Source organism: Streptomyces sp. ID05-26A (assembly GCF_033794685.1).
GTDB lineage: Bacteria > Actinomycetota > Actinomycetes > Mycobacteriales > Pseudonocardiaceae > Lentzea.
Map to the genome: position 1 here is coordinate 251,660 of NZ_JARAYZ010000004.1, position 19,845 is coordinate 271,504.

General features: G+C 67.9%; 14 protein-coding genes. 5 read left to right on the plus strand and 9 right to left on the minus strand.

Annotated features, from left to right (window positions below):
• Positions 1-6: 6 nt before the first annotated feature.
• From PV646_RS32430 to PV646_RS32455, 6 genes are all read right to left on the minus strand, one after another.
• Positions 7-4,782, minus strand: coding sequence for a DUF4082 domain-containing protein (locus PV646_RS32430; RefSeq protein ID WP_500346104.1), 4,776 nt, complete (start codon positions 4,780-4,782; stop codon positions 7-9).
• A 148-nt stretch (positions 4,783-4,930) separates the two neighbouring features.
• On the minus strand, positions 4,931-6,058 hold the full coding sequence (locus tag PV646_RS32435; protein WP_500346105.1) for a DegT/DnrJ/EryC1/StrS family aminotransferase: 1,128 nt from the start codon (positions 6,056-6,058) through the stop codon (positions 4,931-4,933).
• A gap of 234 nt (positions 6,059-6,292) precedes the next feature.
• On the minus strand, positions 6,293-7,318 hold the full coding sequence (locus PV646_RS32440; RefSeq protein WP_500346106.1) for an NAD-dependent epimerase/dehydratase family protein: 1,026 nt from the start codon (positions 7,316-7,318) through the stop codon (positions 6,293-6,295).
• Complete coding sequence (locus tag PV646_RS32445; RefSeq protein WP_500346107.1) at positions 7,318-8,340, minus strand: Gfo/Idh/MocA family protein; 1,023 nt, start codon at positions 8,338-8,340, stop codon at positions 7,318-7,320. Before PV646_RS32445 ends, PV646_RS32440 begins: the two co-directional genes overlap by 1 nt.
• Positions 8,341-8,354: 14 nt before the next feature.
• Positions 8,355-9,848 carry a sugar transferase gene (locus PV646_RS32450; RefSeq protein ID WP_500346108.1) on the minus strand — a complete coding sequence of 498 codons (1,494 nt, stop codon included), beginning with the start codon at positions 9,846-9,848 and terminating at the stop codon, positions 8,355-8,357.
• A gap of 377 nt (positions 9,849-10,225) precedes the next feature.
• Positions 10,226-10,441 (minus strand): RNA-binding S4 domain-containing protein, encoded by a 216-nt coding sequence (locus PV646_RS32455; protein WP_500346109.1) that lies wholly within the window; start codon positions 10,439-10,441, stop codon positions 10,226-10,228.
• A 91-nt stretch (positions 10,442-10,532) separates the two neighbouring features.
• Between PV646_RS32455 and PV646_RS32460 the strand changes: the two genes are divergently transcribed.
• Complete coding sequence (locus tag PV646_RS32460; RefSeq protein WP_500346110.1) at positions 10,533-11,216, plus strand: DUF2306 domain-containing protein; 684 nt, start codon at positions 10,533-10,535, stop codon at positions 11,214-11,216.
• Positions 11,217-11,495: 279 nt separating this feature from the next.
• Here PV646_RS32460 and PV646_RS32465 read toward each other — a convergent pair whose 3' ends face one another.
• The 3 genes from PV646_RS32465 to PV646_RS32475 are packed head-to-tail and all read right to left on the minus strand — an operon-like array spanning position 11,496 to position 13,861.
• Entirely contained in the window at positions 11,496-11,912 is a 417-nt protein-coding gene (locus PV646_RS32465) for an SLATT domain-containing protein (protein WP_500346111.1), read from the minus strand.
• Complete coding sequence (locus tag PV646_RS32470; RefSeq protein WP_500346112.1) at positions 11,909-13,111, minus strand: DUF4231 domain-containing protein; 1,203 nt, start codon at positions 13,109-13,111, stop codon at positions 11,909-11,911. Before PV646_RS32470 ends, PV646_RS32465 begins: the two co-directional genes overlap by 4 nt.
• Before the next feature lie 54 nt (positions 13,112-13,165).
• Positions 13,166-13,861, minus strand: coding sequence for an HAD family hydrolase (locus tag PV646_RS32475; protein WP_500346113.1), 696 nt, complete (start codon positions 13,859-13,861; stop codon positions 13,166-13,168).
• Positions 13,862-13,896: 35 nt separating this feature from the next.
• Here PV646_RS32475 and PV646_RS32480 point away from each other — a divergent pair, with 35 nt between their 5' ends.
• The 4 genes from PV646_RS32480 (at position 13,897) to PV646_RS32495 (ending at position 19,839) form a co-directional block, all read left to right on the plus strand.
• Positions 13,897-15,282 (plus strand): SDR family NAD(P)-dependent oxidoreductase, encoded by a 1,386-nt coding sequence (locus PV646_RS32480; protein WP_500346114.1) that lies wholly within the window; start codon positions 13,897-13,899, stop codon positions 15,280-15,282.
• A gap of 187 nt (positions 15,283-15,469) precedes the next feature.
• On the plus strand, positions 15,470-16,132 hold the full coding sequence (gene ku, locus PV646_RS32485) for a non-homologous end joining protein Ku (protein WP_500346115.1): 663 nt from the start codon (positions 15,470-15,472) through the stop codon (positions 16,130-16,132).
• An 88-nt stretch (positions 16,133-16,220) separates the two neighbouring features.
• Positions 16,221-19,091 (plus strand): bifunctional RecB family nuclease/DEAD/DEAH box helicase, encoded by a 2,871-nt coding sequence (locus tag PV646_RS32490; RefSeq protein ID WP_500346116.1) that lies wholly within the window; start codon positions 16,221-16,223, stop codon positions 19,089-19,091.
• Between the two features lie 136 nt (positions 19,092-19,227).
• Positions 19,228-19,839, plus strand: coding sequence for an LPXTG cell wall anchor domain-containing protein (locus PV646_RS32495; protein ID WP_500346117.1), 612 nt, complete (start codon positions 19,228-19,230; stop codon positions 19,837-19,839).
• The last annotated feature ends 6 nt before the right edge of the window (positions 19,840-19,845 follow it).

Below are 19,845 nucleotides of genomic sequence, written 5' to 3' on the forward strand. Positions count from 1 at the left end.
CGTGCATCACTGGAACACCACGTCCACCCAGTAGTTGCCACCGTTGTAGGTCGAGGTCGGGAAGCCCGACCCGGCCGTGAACACACCGGCGGACGGCGAGGCGGTCAGCGGCGGTGAGGTCACCGTGCCGAAGTAGCCCGCGTTGACCGCGTAGTGGCCCGTGGTGGTCGTGTACGAGGCCGTGTACTCGGTGTTCGCCGTGATCGCCACCGGCGAGCTGAACGTCAGCGTCTGCCAGCCCGACTCGGTTTCACCCGAGAACGTGCCGGTGGCCAGGCGCTGGCCGTCCGCGGACCAGAGCGACCCGGTGTGGGTGCCCGTGTTGCCCGCTCCCTTGTAGAACTTCACGCCGGTGATCTGCCCGGCCGTGCCGGACGTGAACTTGACGCCCAGCTCGTACGCGCCGTTGTCATCAGCCGAAGTTACCGTCGGAACGGTCGCGGCGCTGAACAGCGAGCACGGGCAGGTCTGCGTCGTCGCCGTCGTGAACGACCACGTGACCGGGTTGGCCATCATGTTGCCGAACGTGTCCGCGGCCTTGGCGCTCACCGAGTACACAGTGGACGCCGCGAACCTGGCGGCGGGCGTGAACGTGATCATCCTGCTGTCCGGCGAGAGCGACCTCGTGCCGGCGATCTTCGCGCCACCGGGGTCGGTGACGTCGAACTGCGCCGAGTTGAGGTCCACGGGCTCGTCGAACGACACGGTGACCGTGGAGTTCAGCGCGACGGCCTGCGCACCCGTCAGCGGGGTGTGCGACTGCGCCACCGGAGCGACGTTGTCGGCGTTGGGCTGGTACATGACGTCGACCCAGTAGTTGCCGGAGCCGTACGTCATGGTCGGGAACCCGTTGCCCGGCATGAAGACGCCGTTGGTCTCCTGCGGTGCCGTCAGCGGACCGGAGGTGACCGGGCCCGTCCCGAAGTACCCGGCGTTCACCGCGTAGTGCCCGGTGGTCGTCGTGTACGAGGCGGTGTAGGTCTGACCGGAGCTGACGATCACCGGCTGGGCGAACGTGAGCGTCTGCCAGCCCGTCGCGGTCTCACCCGTGAAGGTGCCCGTGGCGAGGCGCTGACCGTTGGCGTTCCAGAGGCTGCCGGTGTGCGTGCCGGTGTTGCCGGATCCCTTGTAGAAGCGGACACCGGTGATCTGGCCCGACTGGGTCGGGGTGATCCTCACACCGAGCTCGTAGGCGCCCGAGTCGTCCGCGGACGTCTCGTCCGGCACCGTCGCCGTGCTGAAGAGCGAGCACGGGCAGGTCGGTGTCGTCGTGGTCGTGAAGTTCCACTCCGCGGCCGCCGGCATCGCGATGCCGTTGACGTCCGCGATGCCCACGTGCGCCTGGTACTGCGTGCCGGACACGAGCTTGGCGGACGGTGTCCAGGTGACCGTCTTCTGGTCGCCGGACAGCGACACCGAGCCGGAGAGCTTGCCGCCCTTCGGGTCCTTCAGCCAGATCTGCGCCGACGCGGGGTCGACCGGCTCGCTGAACGTCGCCGACAGCGCGCTCTGCAGGCCCACGTTCGTCGCGTTCACGGCCGGCGTGCGGTTCGTGATCGTCGGCGGCGTGGTGTCACCGTTGAGCCCGTTGCGGTAGATGACGTCGACCCAGTAGTTGGTGGCGTTGTAGGAGTTGTTCGGGAACCCGGCGCCGTACTTGTAGACGCCGTTGCCACCGTCCGTGCCGTTCTGCAGCGCGTGCAGCGACTGGTAGCTCGCCTCCTGGCCGTTGAAGTAGCCGGAGGTGACCGAGTAGCGGCCGTTCGGCGCGGTGTAGGAGACGACGTACGTCGTGTTCGCCTGCACCTGGACCGGCGAGGTGAACATCAGCTTCTGCCAGCCGGACGTGGTCTCACCGGTGAACGTGCCGGTCGCGAGCAGCAGACCCGTGGAGGTCCACAGCGAGCCGGTGTGCGAGCCGGTGTTGCCGGTGCCCTTGTAGAAGCGGACGCCGAGCACCTCGCCCTTGCCGTCGAAGCGCACCTTCGTGCCGACCTCGACCGCGCTGGTGTCACCGGAGTCGATCACGGCCGGTGCCGCGAAGTCGTCCCAGACGGTGCACGGGCAGGTCGCCGGGCGCGGCGAGCCTGTCGTGAACGTCCAGTTCGCCTGCGAGGACAGGTTCCCCGCCGCGTCCGCCGCCCTCATCGTGACGGTGTAGGCCGTGGCCGCCGCCAGAGGTGCCGAGGGCGTGAACGTGATCGTGCGGGCGTCGTTGGAGATCGACTTGGTGCCCGTGACCGCACCCGACGGACCCGTCACCGTGACCTGGGCCGAAGCGAGCGTCACGTTCTCGTCGAACGTGCCGGACACCGTGGTGTTCAGCGCGACCGAACCGGCGTTGGCCACCGGGGACATCGCGCTCTGCAGCGGCGCGCGGGTGTCGGGACCGGGGTCCGTCGCCCACACCACGTCGACCCAGTAGTTGGTGTGGTCGAACGTCTGGTTCGGGAAGCCGGCGCCGAAGCGGAAGACGCCGTTCGGTCCGTCCACACCGGACTGCAGGCCGGTGATCGGCTGCATGTACGCCTGCTGCTGGTAGAACCCGCCGGTGTCGTAGGCGAAGTGCCCGGTCGGCGTGTAGTAGCTGACGATGTAGGTCGTGTTCGCGTTCACCGCGACCGGTTGCGGGAAGAGCAGTGTCTGCCAGCCGGTCGGGCTCTCGTTCGAGAACGTGCCGGTGGCGAGCAGGTCACCGGTGGAGCTCCACAGGCTGCCGGTGTGCGTGCCGGTGTTGCCGGTGCCCTTGTAGAACTTCACGCCGCGGACGTAGCCGTTGCTCGCGGCCTTCCACTTGACGCCGAGCTCGAGCTGCGAGCTGTCGTCGGCGGAGGTGACCTTCGGGACCTCCGTGCCGGAGAACATGCCGCACGGGCAGGTCTTGGCGTTGACGTTCGGCGTCGCGGACACGGGCGTCGACAGGTTCAGCGAGTCGTCGACCGCGCGGACCCTGATCTGTGCCGTGCCGGACTGGTTCGGCGTGTAGGTGTAGCTCCACGACGTCTGGCCGGCTTGCCAGTTCGCGTAGTGCCAGCGGTTTCCGCCGTCGGTCGAGACCTCGACGCCCGCGACCCTGCCGGCGGCGTCGATGACGGTGCCGCTGAAGGTGTAGGCCTGGCCGACCGTCGACTGCGCGGGCAGGGTCGTGATCTGCACGCCCGGTGCCGCGTTGTCGTTGATGGCGCCGGAGATCGTCAGCTGGTCCGCCCCCCACAGCTGGTAGGGCTGGACGCCCATGTCAGCGAGGAAGTTGACGGTGGCCTGCTTGATCCGCTTGTCCGACGTCGGGGTGTTGGTCGGGAACGCGTGTTCGTCGTCGACGCCCCACGCCCACTGGACCGTGCCCGCGCCGAACACCAGTGCGCCGGAGGGCGCGCGGTAGTACGTGATCGCGTGCGTCTCGGTGCTCGAGCCGTACTCGTCGCCGTAGTTCTTCAGCGCGTAGTAACCGTCGAGCTGCACCGTCGTGCGGGACATCTGCGCGACGCCGGCGGGCTGGAAGCCGTTGTCGTAGACGGTGTTCCACTCGTAGCCCAGCGTGCCGGGCTCGAAGGTGTACGTGGTGCCCGCGGCCATGTTGACCAGGTCGGTGTTGCGCCAGAGCCGCATCTTGCCGTACGCGGCCGGGACCTGCAGCGCGTCGTCACGCCGACCGTTGACCGTGAACATGTTGCCGAGCAACGCGTTCTCGGGCCTGCCGCCGTCCTGCGGTGGGCTGTACCTGGGGTCACGCCACGTGCCGGTCCAGGTGTTCTCGCCATCGTTCTGCGCGCCCTTCGTCTCCTTGTAGCAGACGATGGTGCGCCAGTCCGTCTGGGAGGAGTCGATGCTCTTCTCGTACTTGGTCTTCCAGAAGATCTCGTTACCGGTCAGGAACGCCATGTGCACACCCGCGTCACGGGCGGCCATCACGTTGTTCCACTGCTCGTTCGACCAGTACTCGTCGTGGCCGACCGCCATGAAGACCTTGTGGTTCTTGATCAGGTTGCCGCGGCGGGCGGAGTCGACGTCGGTCGTGTAGCTCATGTCGTACCCGTTGCGCTCCAGGAATCTGAGCATCGGGTACTCGGCGTTGAAGATGAAGTTCTCGTCGCCGTCGCCGCCGGTGTACGGGCGGTTGTAGCTGACCTTGTACGAGGAACCGCCCTGGCCGGGGCCGTCACCGAAGTAGAGGCTGTTGCCGCCGTAGCGGTTGTAGGCGACCCAGGTGGCGTCGGAGGTCTGGAAGAAGATCTTCGACTGCGAGCTGTCGTCGCGGACGACGAACGCCATCTCGTTCTCGGCGCCGGTGTCGTTGCGCGTCATGCGCACGTAGTAGATGCCGGAGACCGCGGTGGACGGGATGTTCCAGGTGACCGACACGGCCCAGTTGCCGCAGTCGATGAGCGCGGACGGGGTGTCCCGCAGACATGGTGGCTGGTTCTGCGGGGTGTTCCGGTTGACCGTGCCCATGTATCGGGCGCCCTTGCCGCCGTACCAGCCCATCCGGTAGATGTCGAGCTTGTACGAGGAGGCCGACGTCAGCATCTTGAAGCTGACGGTCTGGCCGATGTTGTAGCTGATGTCCGTCGTGTACCCGAGGATCGTGTCGTCCCGGTACTGGGCCTGCCAGTTGTCCGCTCCGGTCTGCGTGTTCTCACACGCGACCTTGTTGGTGACCGGGAAGTCACACGGAGCGGCGTTGGCCTTCGGAGGGTTGAAGACGCCGAGCACGAACATCGTCGATGCGATTAATGCCGTGATCACAAGCACCCGCACGAGACGCGACTGCTGAGCCACCATTGGGTTTCACCTCTCGGACGGAGTTACCGTGTGTGATCCGCGCACTACGCTGGACAGCACAGGGCTGCTACTCCGAACGTCGGCGATCTCGTTAAAACTGTTACGTGTCAACACAAAAATGTTCCTGTGGGGGTTGAATCTTTATCTTTCAACCACGCACGGTCAGTTGGGATGTGTGGAGAGTTTCCGACAACGCTGACACGACTGTGTCCTGTTCGGACTCGGTCATGTCGTGGAACAGCGGCAGGATCAGCGTCCGGGCCGTGAAGGCCTCCGTGACGGGGAGATCCGCGGCCGGGTGACCGCAGTAGGCGGGTTCGAGGTGTGACGCCATGATTCCGCGCCGTGCACTCACGCCGCGTTCGGCAAGGCCCGCAAGGACTTCCTGGCGGTCGGCGCCATCCGGAAGCCAGACCCAGAACGACTGGTAGTTCGTCGTCCCGTACTCAGGGTCACGGACGGTGGTGATGTTCAGGTCCGCCAGCAACTCGTGGTAGCGCGCGGCCAACTCACGGCGACGGGCGATGATCGCGTCCAGTTTGGACAACTGCACCAGGCCGACGGCGGCCTGGATGTCGGTCATCCGGTAGTTGAACGCGGTCTCGAGGTACTGCTCGATGACGGCGCTGCCGCCGTGGTGGCGGTCGGCCGCCGACACGCTCATGCCGTGCTCGCGCAGGCGCTTGAGCCGGACCGCCCACTCGGGGTCGTCGGTGGTGACCATGCCGCCCTCACCGGTGGTGAGGAGCTTGCGGGGGTGGAACGACCAGGCGGCCAGCAGCGCGTTCGTGCCGACCGGCTTCCCCTTGTAGGTGGAACCCGCGGCGCAGGCCGCGTCCTCGATGACCGCGATGCCACGCGGTTCGCACAGCGACTTGATGGCGTCGACGTCCGCGGGGACGCCCGCCTGGTGCACGATCATGACCGCGCGGGTGCGGTCCGTGAGCACCGGTTCCACCGTGGACGCGCTGAGGTTGCCCGTCTCCGCCTCGATGTCGGCGAAGACCGGGGTCGCGCCGGTGTAGCGCACCGAGTTCGCGGTGGCGATGAACGACAACGACGGCACGACGACCTCGTCACCGGGGCCGATGCCGAGCAGGTGCACGGCGAGGTGCAGGCCGGTCGTGCACGACGACACGGCGACACCGTGACCGGCGCCGACCGACGCGGCGAACGCCTCTTCGAACTCGCGGACCCGCGGGCCCTGCGCCACCCAGCCGGACCGGACGGCCTCGGCGGCGGCGAGCGCCTCTTCCTCACCGAGCAACGGCCGCATAACCGGAATCACTGGTACTGCCCTTCATCGGTGGTTCTGGTGCCGGCGGGTGCCGGCCTGCTCGACGGCGGTGTGGAGCAGGCCGGCACCCGCCGGCGTCTTGGGGGTGCGGCCGCGGCGCACGCCGACCTGGGGGTGTCGGCGGCGCCACGGCCGCGGCTCGTGGTGTGCGGTGGCGGCGACTCCTGCGTCACCCGGCCCCGCGATTCGAGCGGTACTGCCCGCGCCGAAGCGTCAGGCGCTCTCGGCTGCCTTCTCGGTGGCGGCCTTCTCGGCGAGCCACCACGCGACGAGGTCGCGCAGACCGCCGTCCATCTCGATCTCGGGCTTCCACCCGAGCTCGGTGGCCGCGAGGCTGATGTCGGCGAGCCGGCGCGTCACGCCGTTCACCTTGCGCTCGGGGCCGTGCTCCAGCGGCAGGTCGGAGTCCATCGCGGCAAGCAACGCGAGGGCGAGCTCCTTGAGCGACGTCTCCTGGGAGGACGCGATGTTGTACACCGTGTCCGTGACCGGCGCCTTGGCCGCGAGGATGTTGGCGCGGGCGATGTCGTGCACGTGCACGAAGTCCATCGTCTGGGCGCCGTCGCCGAAGATGAGCGGCGACTTGCCGTCGACGATGCGCTCCATCCAGCGGATGAGCACCTCGGTGTACAGGCCGTGGACGTCCATCCGCGGGCCGTACACGTTGAAGTAGCGCAGCGCCACGAAGTCGAGGTCGTACATGGCCTTGAAGCTGCGCAGCATTCCTTCGTTGAACGCCTTGGCGGCGCCGTAGAAGGTGTCGTTGTTGTACGGGTGGTGGCGTTCGTTCGTGGGGAACGACTCCGCGAGGCCGTAGATCGAGGCCGACGACGACGCGATGACCTTCTTCACCCCGGCGGCCGCGGCGGCCTCGAGGATCGTGAACGTGCCGTCGACCAGGCACTCCAGTGCGAGCCGCGGTTCCTCGGCGCACTGGGTGATGCGGATGGCGGCGAGGTGGAAGACGAGGTCCATGCCCTCGGTCAGCTCGCGCACCAGGGCCTTGTCGTTGATGTCGCCCTCGACGACGCGCACGACACCGGACTCCAGGGCGGACGCCAGGTTCTCGCGGCGGCCGCGCACGAAGTTGTCCAGCACGACGACCTCGGCCGCGCCGGCCTCGACGAGCTGGTCCACCACCGAGGAGCCGATCGTGCCCGCACCACCGGTGACCAGCGCACGCTGCCCGGTGATCGGCTGGCCCAGTTCGTTCTGGCCCAATTCGTTCTGGGCGGTCATCAAGACACCTTGCCTTCGACTTGTTGAACGGGAACGAAGACCCCGCCGGAGCGCAGCGACTCCGATGCCGCCTCCAGCACCGCCAGCACGCGCAGACCCGCGCGGCCGTCGGTCAGCGGTGCGCGCTTCTCGGTGATGGACGCGGCGAACTCCGCCATCATCGTGCGCAACGCCTCGCGTTCCACCAACGCCGGCGCGACCATGTCGCCGGTGCGGTAGGAGATCTTCTGCTGCTCCGGGGAGAGGTCGACACCCCGGTCGTAAATGGACAGTCGCTGAGCGGGATTGTTGTCGTCCCACACGACCGTGCGCTGCGAACCGCCGATGACCATCGTGCGAATCTTCGTCGGCGACAGCCAGTTCACGTGCACGTGCGTGATTGCCCCGTTGGACAGCCGCACCGTGAGGTGGCCGACGCACGCGACGCCCGCACCGATCGGGTCGGAGCCGTGCGCCGAGACCTCCACCGGGGTGACGTCGTCGGGCAGGATCGCCTCGAAGATCGACAGGTCGTGCGGGGCGAGGTCCCACAGCACGTCGACGTCCGGCTGCACCAGACCGAGGTTGATGCGCACCGAGTCGATGTACTGGATGTCGCCGAGCTCACCACCGCGGATGATCTTGCGCAGGTGCTGCACCGACGACGTGTACGCGAAGGTGTGGTCCAGCATCAGCGTGAGGCCGCGCTGTTCGGCGGTCTCGACGAGCTTGAGGCCGTCCTCGAAGTTGGCCGCGAGGGGCTTCTCCACGAGGACGTGCTTGCCGGCCTCCAGCGCCGCCAGTGCGACGGGCAGGTGGGTGGCCGCGGGTGTCGCGATGGCGACCGCGTGGACCTCGGGGTCGGCGAGGACCTCGTCCAGGGACGGGGTCGCACGCACCGTCGAGTACTGGCCCAGCACGCGCTGGGCCTTCTCGACGTCGAGGTCGCAGAGGTAGCGGAGATGCAGCTCCGGGGTGGCCTGGGCGTTGCGAACGAGGTTCGGCCCCCAGTACCCGGCTCCGATGACGGCAAGGCCAATCACGTCTTGGTTCCCCATCAGTAAGCCCCCTGGCCGCCGAAGACGGCGCGGAAGGTCTTCCACATGATCACGAGGTCGAGTGCGAGCGACCAGTCCTCGACGTAGCGCAGGTCGAGGCGGATCGACTCCTCCCACGAGAGATCGCTCCGGCCGCTCACCTGCCACAGACCGGTCAGGCCGGGCTTCACGAGCAGGCGGCGTCGCACGTCCGAGGAGTACTTCGCGGTCTCCTCCGGCAGCGGCGGGCGCGGACCGACGAGCGACATGCTGCCCGCGAGGACGTTGAACAGCTGCGGTAGCTCGTCGATCGAGTAGCGGCGCAGGAACGTGCCGACCTTGGTGATGCGCGGGTCCTTCTTCATCTTGAACAGCACGCCGTTGCCTTCGTCGACACTGGCGAGCCTGGCGCGCAACGCGTCGGCGTTGGTCACCATGGTGCGGAACTTGATGATCGTGAACGGGACACCGGTCTTGCCGACCCGCTTCTGGCGGTAGAAGACGGGGCCACGACTGTCGATCATCACGAACGCGGCGACGGCGAACATGAGCGGTGCCAGCAGGACGAGGAGGAGGAACGCTCCGACGCGATCCACGACTTCCTTGACCAGGCGGCGGAATCCGCTCAGTGCCGGTTCGCTCACGCGGAGCAGCGGCATGCCGAGCACGGCGCTCATGTGCAGTCGCGGGCCGGCGACCTCCATGAGTCCGGGCGACACGACCATTTCGGCACCGGAGCCTTCGAGTGCCCACGCGAGCTGCTGGAGACGGCGAGGTGTCCAGTAGGCGTCGGGCGTGACGGCGACGATGCGGTACCCACCGCGGCGGACGTGCTCGGCGAGCTCGCGCAGCTGGCCGACGACGGGAACACCGTCGACGTCCGTGCCGGAGCGGCCGCGGCCGTCGATCGTGCAGATCGCGTCCACGCGCCAGCCCAGGTGGGCGACGCGCTTGGTGCGGAGGATGAGGTCCTCGACGGTGTCCAGGTTGCCGGCGGCGAGGACCGAGAGCAGGAAACGTCCTTCACTGCGGCCGCGGTGCAGCGGGCGGCGCAGGAGGTAGCGCATGGGAAACGCGACCAGGGCGATCGCGGGAACCACGACGAAGATCCACAGGCGAGCGCCGGGGATGTCGACGGCGAGCGCTCCGAGGCCGAGCGCCACAACGGCACCGAACAAACCCCGGCCGAGTCTTCGGAACTCCTCAGCTCCCTGCCCCAGAACGGTAGGGGTCCACACGCGGTTGATCGCGAGCGAACCGACGACGAGGACTACTGTGAGTATGTCCAGCAATGCAAGGGAAAGCGGGCCGAAGGCCGTGTGACGCATGCTCATGACGGCACCGACGGCGATGACGACCAGGGCAACGGTCAGCACGTCGGCGGTGATCACGGCATAGCGGTAGCGACTTTCCCAGCGCGCTACGGGCGGATGGGTCTGTCTGCGTTCCGACAGCGTGTTGAGCGTGGAGCGCAACCCGTCGACGTCACGGGCAGCGCGGACCTGCTCACTCATCGTTCTGATCTCCCCGGCTCAGCGGCGATTCCGGACGTGCACGTGCACAGGTCACCCCGAGGACCTTGATTCTTCGGACTCCGCGGTCTTCGACAACGCCCGTGAAACTGGATCGGCGTCCGAAGCTCGCAACCGGTGATTCGCACGTACGGGGATCGGCGTTACAGACCGTGGAAAAAAGTTTCCCGAAGTCCGAATACCGGACGTGACGCGCGTCTCACCGCCTGAAAAACCGTGGCGACGTAACACGTTTCCAGATGTCCACAAGGGACATAAAGAGTACGTATGCCGCGAGGTAATCGTTCAGAAGAGGCCTTCAGGCCCTAGTCTGATCGACTGCGATTGTGCATGTACTTACCGCTGAACGGAGTAACAGCCTACGACCGAACGGAAATGCGCACTTCGTCACCCTCGACAACCACCACGTCGCCGTGCTTCAGCTGGGCCCCGCGCCGCACCTCCACAGCGCCGTTGACGTGGACTTCTCCGTCCTCGATGAGCACTTTGGCGTGCACGCCGTCCTGAGCCAGCTGCGCCAGCTTGAGGAACTGTCCTAGCCTGATCGGCTCTTCGGAGATCTCGACCGTCCGCATGAGTCACATCATCCCAGTAGGGCGCACCCCACTGCTTGCTCGGGGGCACACCCCAGCGCGTTCGAGTGAAACCGTTGACACCCTTACGAGCATGAAAACTTCGAGGGGGTATGCCGCCTGGTTGGCGGTGTCGGGATTCGTCTGCGTCGCGATAACGATCTTCGCGGCGAGCGCGTACGTCACTCTGGACATGGAGCAGTCGCGGCCTCCGTTGCACGGGGCCGTTCACTACGGGCTCCTGGTCGCGCACATCTTCACCGGAACGGTTGCCGTCCTGGCGGGTGTCTCGCAGTTCTGGCCGGGCCTGAGAGCCCGCCATCCGCGGGTGCACCGGGTGATGGGCCGCGTCTACTTCGCGGCGGTCCTGCCGTCGTCTCTGCTCGGCGTGGTGTGCGCGCAGCTGTCACTGGCCGGCCTGGCGTCGTCCGCGCCCCTGACGGTGCTCTCGGTGCTCTGGTTCGTCAGCGCGGTCTACGGGCTGAAAACGGCACGGCGGCGCCAGTTCGGCGAACACCGCATCTGGATGATCCGCGGTTTCGCTCTCACCGGCGCCGCCGTGACGGGTCGCCTCTGGGGCCTTGCTCTCGGCGCCTTGATGCCCGACGGGGACGGGCTGCTGGTCTTCGCCACCGCGAACTGGCTGTCGTTCGTGGTGAACCTGCTGGTGGCCGAGTGGTGGATCCAGTCGCGGGGTTACACCCGGACCTTGCCCTCCGTGGCGCTCAAGCCGAGCATTTCGAGCAGGTCAGCGCAGTCGAGCGCGTCCGTGGCGTGACAGGCCACGGTGCGTGCCGCCTTGCTGTTCTGAATCGTGCTGTGCTCCTTTTCCAGAGCCTTGGCCTCGGCAAAGGTGCCGGTTTCGGGCTCGGCGATCGCGGGACGCGCCCAAGTCATGTCGTGCCTGCTTCCGCATCGGGGGATGTGGTCATCATGACAACTGCATGACGGAAACACCAGAACTTGTGCTTACCGTAATCGATCACCCACGCAGCGTGTAAACCGTGGGAGCGCTTTCCTGGAACCTACCAGTGATCATTGTTGCCGGGATTCGGCATTACCTGCCGTACCTCAGCACCGACTCCACTTCGGTCACAAATGCGACCAGCCGTTCGTCGTCCACATCGTCCGGCGTGGGACCGTCCACCGCGAGCCGTTGCAGCGCAACGGAAGTGGTGGCACTCTCCCGCGCCAGGCGGCGGAACCCGAACGTCGCCTCGTACAGCGACATCGCGGTGCCCAAGGCAGCCAAAGTCGTTGCCACGAAAGACCACATGGCCCTGCGCGGCCCGTCCGCCATGCCGATCGCGGCGGCCGCGGCGGCGGCGATGAAGAAGGCCGCGGCGAGCGCGACCGTCCACGTGCGAGCGCGGGAGTAGCGCTTGCGGCCGCGTTCGAAGTGGTCGAGGCGGTCCTGGAAGCGGTGGCGCAGATAGGCTTCCACGAACTGGGCCTGGCGCTGCTTGTCGCTCATGTCCGGACCACCTCGTGCTTGCGGTTGCTGACCGCTGCTTCCAGATCGGCCACCTTGTCCTGCCGTTCCTCGTCCGTGGCGGGTGCGACGGAGGCGAGGTGCGCGAAGTACAGCGCCCGCAGGCGTTCCGCGCGCGACCGGGCGGTGAGGTACTTGTCGAGCGACTCGCGCTTGCGTGCCACGATCGTGATGGCCGCGGCGAACGCGCCGCCCGCCACGACGAGCACCCCGGGCCACGGCGTGTCGCTGAGCCACGTCTGCAACCCGGCGAACACCGTCGTCGTCAGGCCGCCCACGATCGCGAGCACGGCCATCAGCCGGTAGCGGTTCTGCTCGACCTCCGCCTCGGCGTCCAGTTCCTGGAACGCGGGCGCGACGACCTGGTTGGCGTCGTGGATGGCGTCCGCGAGCGTCGGGTACGCGACGACGAAGCCGGGGTCGACGAGCGGCCGCGCCTCCGGGGCCTTGTACCGGACCTTGGGCAGGATCCTCGGCGGCTTGACGGGCTTCTCCTTGCCCAGCAGCCGCTCCAGCGCGGTGACGGCCTTACCGGCGCCCTCGTCGACGTGGATGATGAAGATCTTGCCGCTGCGCACGAGCACCGCGAGGTCGCCCTTGAGGTCCCCCGTCGCGATGCGGTCCGCGAGCCCGCCCGTGCCGGCGAGCACCAGCAACGGGTTGTCGCCGCTGAGGTGGTCGACCACCTCCTGCTCGTTCTCGCCTCCGACGACGAGGGCGACGACGGGCTTCTTGTTGCGCACGGCGTCGATCGTGCGGAACAGCACCGGCGTCGCGTCCGTCCACTCCGAACCCGGGACGATGACGGCGACGCTGTGGTTGGGTTCCAGCGCGACCTGACCGTTGGTGGAGGCCTCGGTGAGGTCGTGCACCTTGCTGCTGGGCGCGACTCCGATCACGACGGGCCAGCGCTGCTCGCACGCCTGCAAAGCCATGCCCAGCAAGTGGACAACGCCTCGGTCGGTGCCTTCGGTGACGAACACGGCGCTGTTGCGCGCCGCGGTCACGACGACGGATCTGAGCACCGGCAACAACTTCGCGGCGAGATCCGTCTCGATGTCTTCTGTGGAGCCGAAGACCGAGATCACCGTGCGGCCTCGGGGCAGTCCGAGGGCCTTGGGTTTGATGTCGGCGTCCGGCTGGGACAGCCGTTTGACTGTCGGGCCGCCTGCTGTGGGCATGCCGCGCACCATAACGCCATGATCGAGGTGAGGCCAGGGCCGTTCAGACCCGTCTCAGGAGGCCCACACGCTGCTGGCCAGCAGTTCCAGGTCGTTCAGGTCGTCGATCACGATCTGGGCTCCAGCTCGGTGGAGGTCCTGTCGCGAACTGCGCCCGGTGGCCACGGCGACGAGCCGCACCCCCGCCTTCGTCGCGGCGTACACGTCGTGCGGGGTGTCACCGATGAGCACGACCTCGTCGTGGGTGAACGGCCGGATGTGCTGCGCGCGCTCGCGGGCGAACGTCACCAGCTCGGCCCGGTCGGCGTGCTCGTCGCCGAACGCGCTGACGTCCCAGTCGACGAGGTGCGCCAGCCCGAACTCCTCCAGCTTGATCAGCGCGACGCTGCGGAGGTTCGCGGTCAGCACGCCCTGGTGCACGCGCGGGTCGTCCGCGAAGTGCTGGAGGGCCTCCAACGCCCCCGGCAGGACCTCGCCGTGACCGGGCAGCTCGGCACGCCGGGTCTCGAACGAGTCCGCCAGCGCGTCGCTGAGGAGCTGGGCCGTCGCATCGGTGTGCTCGATGCCGTGCAGGCGCAGCGTCTCCTCGATGATGTCCACCTCGGTGCGCCCGCCCAGGTCGACGGGGCCGCTGAGCTCCCTGCCGAACGCCGTCCGGAACGCCTCGCGGTACATCAGCCCGCCGAACCCGCGTGCCGAGATCAGCGTGTTGTCGATGTCCCACAGCACCAGCAGCTCGGGCCCGGTCACCGGACCACCCCCCACTCCCCGTAAAATGCCTGATCATGACCTCGATCGACCCCGCAGAGCTGGAAGTCTGCCTGCGCGTGCTTGCCCAGGTCGAGGACCTGCCGGCGGAACACGACGACGCCGTGCGCGTCCGCCGGGCCACCGCGAAGATCTTCAAGGCCGCGAAGAAGTTCCGCAAAACCGAGCGCAAGGCCGCCATCACGGCCAACGATCGCGCGGTCACCGCGTTGACGGCCACCGGCTCGCCGGACCGCATCGACGACGAGACGCAGGGTCTCCCCCTCGTGTCGAACGCGGCCGGCGCGACCGCCGGCACGTTGCTGCGCGCGCGGTCCTGCTACACGTGCCGCAAGAGGTTTGTCGAGGTAGACGCCTTTTACCACAACCTCTGCCCCGAGTGCGCCGCCTTCAACCACGGCAAGCGCGACGCCCGCACGGACCTGACGGGCCGCAACGCGCTGCTGACCGGTGGCCGCGCGAAGATCGGCATGTACATCGCGCTGCGGCTGCTGCGTGACGGCGCGCACACCACGATCACCACCCGGTTCCCGAAGGACGCGGCACGGCGGTTCGCCACGATGCCCGACGCCGAGGACTGGATCGACCGCCTCAAGATCGTCGGCATCGACCTGCGCGACCCGGCCCAGGTGCTGGCACTGGCCGACGAGGTGGCGTCGCGCGGCCCGCTGGACGTGCTGATCAACAACGCCGCGCAGACCGTGCGCCGCTCCGCCGGTGCCTACGCGCCGCTGGCGCACGCCGAGCACGACGCCCTGACCGGGGACGCCGCTCGTCCGGAGCTGATCTCGTTCGGCGGCCACGGCCAGCTCGCCCTGCCCGGCACGGCGGTGCCCGAGGCCCACTCGGTGACGACGCTGGCGTTGATGGCGGGGTCCAAGGACATCGACGCGGGCGGCCTGGTGCCGGACACCGCGGCGGTGAACTCGTGGATCCAGAACGTCGACGAGGTCGACCCGGTCGAGCTGCTGGAGGTGCAGCTGTGCAACTCGACGGCGCCGTTCCTGCTGATCTCACGACTGCGCGCGTCGATGGCGAAGTCGTCGTACCGCCGCAAGTACGTGGTGAACGTGTCGGCGATGGAGGGGCAGTTCTCCCGCGCCTACAAGGGTTCCGGGCACCCGCACACCAACATGGCGAAGGCCGCGCTGAACATGTTGACGCGGACCAGCGCCGAGGAGATGCTGCAGGCCGACGGCATCCTGATGACCGCCGTCGACACGGGCTGGATCACCGACGAGCGCCCGCACCCCATGAAGATGCGGCTCGCCGACGAGGGCTTCCACGCCCCGTTGGACCTGGTCGACGGCGCTGCCCGGGTGTACGACCCGATCGTGCGCGGCGAGGCCGGTGAGGACCTGTACGGCTGCTTCCTGAAGGACTACGCGCCCAGTCCTTGGTGATGTCGTCACGCGAGTGCTTTTCTCGCGTGACGACATCACCAACTCAAGCTTCTAGGAATGTCACAGTAGGCCTTCGGAGTGAGTTTCGTCGGATACACGTGTCCGAGGTATCCGTCGGGCGCGTCCGAACGAGGCCTTCCACCAGTGCTTATGCTTAGTTGAACACCTGTTCGAGTACTCATTTGTCATGAGAACTGTGTGGCGGGGAGCACTTCGGTTCGGGATGACGACGATGACGGTGCGGCTGGTGTCGGCCGCCACCGAACATCGCAGCAAGGTGCACCTGGTGCACCGCGAGGACAGCGGCCGCGTGCGTCACCAACAGGTGTGCGGCGAGTGCTCGTTGCGGCTCACGCCGGAGGACATCGGGCGGGGCTACGAGCTCGACGACGGCCGGATCGTGCAGATAGATCCGGGCGACCTGCCGGCGCCGGAGGACGGCGTGATCGACGTGCAGCAGTTCGCGCCGCAGGTCGACGTGGACCCGGTCGCGTTGCACCGCAGCTACTACGTGGAGCCGGACGACCTGGCCGTGCGGTCGTACGTGCTGCTGCGGGAGACGCTGGAGCGCACCAAGACGGCGGCGATCGTGAAGTTCGCGTTGCGGAGCAAGGAGACTCTCGCCGCATTGCGACCGCAGCAGGGGGTTCTGGTGCTGCACACGCTGTTGTGGCCAGATGAGGTGCGGGAGCCGCACTTCGCGTTCCTGCACCGGGACACCGAGGTGCGGACCGGTGAGCTTGCTGCGGCGGCGGCGTTGGTGCGGGCGCAGACGCGTCCGTTCCGGGCGCACGACTACCCGAACACGCACCACGAGGCCCTGCTGCACCTGGTGGAGGCGAACGTCTAGCGATGGTTCGGGCGCGCGACCCGCGAGTCGGGGATGAACGCGGGTCGCGCGCCCGTTCTGTCGGTGGTGCTCGCTAGCATCCCGTTCCATGCTCGCCAGCCCGTCCGATCTCGTCGACCTGCTCGAGTGCGAGCACCGCAGTTTCCTGGCGCGGGACGAGAGGCGGGGCGACCCGGCTGAACTGGCCGAGGCCGCCGAACGCACCGCCGCGCAGATGCGGTCCGGCGCGGACCTGGTCGAGAACGCCGTGTTCTTCGACGGCGTGTTCCACTGCTCGGCCCAGACCCTCGTGCGCACGGCCGACGGCTACGAGCCGTGCGACGAGGTTGCGGATGCCACTCCCCTGACCGTGTTGTCGCTGGTCGCGGCCGCTCAGGCGGTGGATGCCGAGCGGGCGCACCTGGTCGTGGACGGGCGGCGCACGTCGTTCCGGATCGCCGACTTCACTCCCCTGCTCGGGCGGTTGCGGGCCCGGCTCGCGACGCCCTCCCCCGCGCCGTCCCGGTCCTGGGGTGACGTGCGGGCGGCCTGCACCGGGTGCCGGTTCGCCCGTCACTGCGCTTCCGGTCGCGAGCAGGCCCGGGATCTCTCGCTGGTGGCCGGGCTGCGCGCGGACCAGCGGCGGAAGCTGGTTTCGGTCGGCATTGACACGATCGACGCGCTTGCGGCCACCGAGGAACGGCCCGCGACGCTGTCACCGGCGAGCTTCACGGCGCTGACCGCGCAGGCCCGCCTTCAGGTGGAGCAGGAACGCACGGGCGTCATCACGTACGAGGTCGTCGCCCCGGAGGCGTTGGCGAACCTGCCGGAGCCGGCCGAGGACGACGTCTTCCTGGAGGTCGACGGCGACACGTTCCGGACTCCGGGGTGGTCCGGCACCTTCGCGGAGTTCGTCTCCCGCACACCGTCCGGCACGGTCTACCACTTCACGCCGCACGACCTCGCCGGGCGCGCTGCGCGGACCGCCACCCTGGAGTCCGAAGTGGACGAGCTGGTGCGGCGGTGCGTCGACCTCGGAGCGTTGACGCGGCGGGTGTTGCGAGTGTCCACAAGGGAGTACACGCTGCCCGCGTTGACACCGTTGCTGGACGACGAGGTTCCCACCCGCGGGCTCCGGGATCTGTTGCACGGCATCAAGGTCGAGCGGGAGATCGAGACCGTGGCACCACAGGAACGCGACGAGGCGGCGTTGGAGAAGGCCGCCGAACGGGCGCGGCGGATGGCGGCGCTGACGGAGCCGTTGCTGGCCGAGGGGCACGACCTGTTCGCGGCGACCGTCGGTTATCACCGGCGCGAGGCGAGTCCGGCGTGGGGCGACTTCTTCCGGCAGGCCCTCGCGCCGATCTCCGACCTGGAGACGGACTCCAACTGCGCGGTGCCGATCACGCTGAAGGCCGAGGACTGGGTACCGCCTGCGGGCCGGATCCGCACGCACAAGCGGCAGGTGCACGCGCGGATCGACCCGGAGCGGCCGCATCCGTTCGGATCAGGCGAGAACGTCCGGTTGCTGTATCCCGGCAACGTCACGCGCAACGCCGTGGTGTCGGACGACAACCCGTACGAGCTGGTGCTGACCGAGAGCAACGCGGTCGAGCACGGCGAGATGCCGATCGCGGTGCTGCCGGGCAGTCCGGTGCCCGCCTCCCCCAAGGACGAGGCCGTCGCGGAACTGGCCGAGGAGGCCGTCGGACTGCTGCCGCTGCTCCCCCGCAACCCCGGCATCGACCTGTTGCTGCGCACACCGCCCGCGCAACCGTTGCCGCAGCACGACGACGTGGTGCAGGCCGTGATCAAGGCCGTCGACCAGCTCGACGGCGGCACGCTCGCGGTGCAGGGCCCGCCCGGCGCCGGCAAGACGTACCTCGCGACCAAGCTCGTGCGGCACCTGATCGACCAGGGCAAGACCGTCGCGGTGACGTCGACGTCGCACAAGGCCGTGGAGAACGTGCTGTCGTCGGTCGATCCGGACATCCCGATGGCCAAGCGCCCCAAGGAGAAGAAGCCCGAGGAGGGCCTGCCGTGGGACCAGCCGAAGAACAACGCGGCTCTCGCGCAGTGGCGTGAGGAGCACTCGCGGGGCCATCTGGTCGGCGGCACTGCTTGGACCTTCTCCAACGCCATCATCAAGGCGCAGCCGTTCGACGTGATGATCATCGACGAGGCCGGCCAGTTCGCCCTGGCCGACGCGGTGGCAGTGGGGACGGCGGCCCGCAACCTCGTGCTGCTGGGCGATCCGCAGCAGCTGCCGCAGGTCGTGCAGGGGGTGCACCCACCCGGTTCGGACGCGTCGGCGCTGGGCCACCTGCTCGGCGACGCCGACGTGATCCCTCCGCATCTGGGCTATTTCCTCGCCGAGACGCGGCGAATGCACCCGGCGGTATGTCAGCCGGTGTCCGAACTTTCTTATGCCGGACTGCTCCATTCGCACGAAACGGCCGCGCACCGGTCGATCTCCGGCATCGAGCCCGGGATCTACCTGCGCGAGGTCGACCACCGGCACAACATCACGTCGTCGGTCGAGGAGGCCTACGCCGTGGTGGACACGGTGCGCGCGATCGTCGGTCGTACGTGGACGGACAACGACAAAACGCGCGAACTGACCGATGCGGACATTCTCGTGGTGGCGCCGTACAACCTGCAGGTCAGGGTGATCCGGCGGCGGTTGGCCGAAGCGGGGTTCACCGAGACGCGAGTGGGCACCGTGGACCGCTTCCAGGGCCAGGAAGCACCCGCCGTCATCATGTCCATGACGTCGTCGTCCACCGTGGACCTACCCCGTGGCCTGGACTTTCTTTTGTCACGTAACAGATTGAACGTGGCACTCTCCCGTGCCCAGACGCTCGCCGTGATGATCTGCTCGCCACGGCTGCTGGACGCTGACGTGCGCGGTGTCGACCAAATGAGACTGGTCGCGGGCGTCATCGGCCTAACAGAAAACATGAGGATCTTTCCGTGGTGACACCGTAGCGTTGTCATACGGTGACCTTTCGACCGCTCAGAGTTGTTAGCGTGGCGCGGTTCACCCGGTCGGGTGATTCAGATCATGAATGTTTGCTCGACCCCGCCACGCATCAACGCAGAGCAGGAGAGATTCGTTGGCAAGGAGAGTTCTCGGCGCGTTCGCGGTGACCGCCACCGCAGCGGTGGCCACGCTGGCCATGGCAACCCCGGCCAGTGCGCACGACGCCAATTGGAGCGCGTCCTGCGATGCGAAGGCCAACGCCACCAAGGTGTCGTTCAACCTGACGCGGTACGTGAAGAAGGGCAAGAACACCGTCGTTCTGACGGATGGCAACACCGAGCTCAAGAAGACCGACTTCGAAGAGTCGATCAAGTGGAGCAAGAACGACCTCGACCCGACGATCAAGCACGTGTTCCGCATCGTCGTGACCTCGTGGGACGGTCACAACAAGGACGAGACGAAGACCGTCGAGGCGTGCGTGACGAAGCCGACGACCACGACGACGAAGCCGACGACCACCACGACCAAGCCGACGACGACCACGACCACGGTCGCCACGTCCCCGGAGGTGCCCTCGACCTCCGAGGCCCCGTCGACCACCCCGGTCGCCCCCGGCGGCAGCAACCCGGAACCGCCCCTCGCGGCCACGGGTGCGTCCCCGACGGGGCTGCTGCTCGCGGGTCTGGGCCTCGTGGGCGCCGGTGCCGGCACCCTGCTGTTCCTGCGTCGCCGCCGCAGCGCGTGAACTAGC